Genomic DNA, 1,729 nt, shown 5'->3' with positions numbered 1-1,729 from the left:
CCTTTGATAGTAATAGAGAAAGTCCGTTCATCAATTCTTTCCAGTCCCCTCATTTTGAATTCACGAAGATCCAGCCACCCGTCTCTTTCAACAGTTTTTAATTCGGCAGTCAGTTCACTCATGCCGTCTATATACTGGGCAAGGAAGCCAATTAAGGGTGCTTTATTGTGAGGGTCGGCAATCCTTTTGATCTGATAGAGAAAGTCATCTGCATCCAGCCCCCGAGTTGCTGTCTGACCAAAGTCGGAAAGAGTTCTGTAGTTTGCGGTTTCACTTTCATCGGTAAAGAGGTAAACGTAACCACCTTCACTGTTTTTGACGAACGCCGGGTGAGGCTGATAATCAATGCCTTCTTTGAGGGTGATGGTGTATTTGCTGAAGGTAACGTCAGGACTATCTGAGGGGATCTCCTCGCGGTTTGTGTTCAAATAACGAACATCCGGCATGGATTCAGCGGCCAGAGGCTCCAGCTCATAAGGTCTTTTTAGAAAGTGATAACCAAGGGGAGGTTCGTATATCTGGTCGATCAGCATACTTTCATCAGTACTGTATGAGATAGCCGGATCAAAGTGCTGGGGGGGAAGCTGAAAATTAGTGTAGTAGACAGTCTGGTTCTGATTAACAGAACTTTCCTGATGAGGATTATTCCAGGGACCTGAGCAGCCTGTCAGCAGGATGGCCGTTGTCAGTGTGGCAGCCAGATACCTGGTTGCTTTTCGGTTCATCATCACTTCATCCCCGTTTTTTTAATTTTTGTTCGATGATGTCGAGAACGACTGGCTCACAACACAGCTCCACTTCAAATCAAGGCAGAGGCTGCCCTCTGGAGGCGATGTAAAGCTTGTACCAGTCTTCCCGGCTCAGATTAACTTCCATCGCCTGTGAACACCTGCGAATACGGTCTTCATGAGTTGTGCCAACAACAGGTTGAATGCTGGCCGGGTGCCTCATGAGCCAGGCTAAAACGATGGCTTCTCTGGAAGTCTGATACTCCTCAGCCATCTCCGCGACTCGTTTTGCAGTGGTCCGAACGGACGCTGGTTCGTTGCTGATATCTTTACCGGTGAACAGTCCCCGATCCAGACAGCCCCAAGCCTGAAGCTGAACGCTATGGTTACGGCAGTAGTCAACTATTCCTGGTGTAAATCCTGTATCGGCGCTCTCGGTCATGGCGACCAGTACTCCGTCTTCGACGAAGTCACAACGACCAAGACTCAGAGGCAACTGGTTAGCGATCAAAGGCTGTTCGATACAGGAGTATAGATAGGCAATCTGATGCTGGTTCATATTGGAAACACCAAAGTGCCTTACTTTTCCGCTGTCGTATAGACGAGTAAACGCCTCAGCAATTAAACCGGGCTCCATCAGTGGATCAGGGCGATGAAGTAACAGAATATCCAGATACTCTGTACCCAGCCTTTCGAGAATGCCGTTGACACTGAACTCGATCCATTGGGGAGAAAGGTCGTATCGACCGGGATTGTCGTCATCGGCAAAGCGAATGCCACATTTGGACTGGATGATCAGATCCTGACGAAGTTTTGGTTCCGCTTTTAGCACACTGCTGAATGCTTGCTCTGCTTTGCCCATGGTGTAGATATCAGCATGGTCAAAGAAGTTTATGCCACACTCCAGTGCCGCATTGACGGCACCATGGGCCAGAGTATAGTCCTGATCGGAAATAGGGCTACTGTTCCACTCACCTCCCAGGCCCATACAGCCATAAATC

Annotated in this window: 1 protein-coding gene and 1 pseudogene; both read right to left on the bottom strand. The window is 48.7% G+C overall.

The window, feature by feature from the left end:
* A pseudogene (locus KDK19_RS21570) lies at positions 1 to 728 on the bottom strand (peptide ABC transporter substrate-binding protein); the annotation flags it as partial.
* Between the two features lie 76 nt (positions 729 to 804).
* Positions 805 to 1,729, bottom strand: a 925-nt coding sequence (locus KDK19_RS21565; protein ID WP_306801384.1) for an aldo/keto reductase, incomplete at its 5' end; no start/stop codon positions are given.

This window comes from Endozoicomonas sp. ONNA1, from assembly GCF_024606325.1.
Classification (GTDB): Bacteria; Pseudomonadota; Gammaproteobacteria; order Pseudomonadales; family Endozoicomonadaceae; genus Endozoicomonas_A.
Note: the sequence above shows the minus strand (reverse complement) of the source record. Positions and strands in the feature narration are given on the sequence as shown.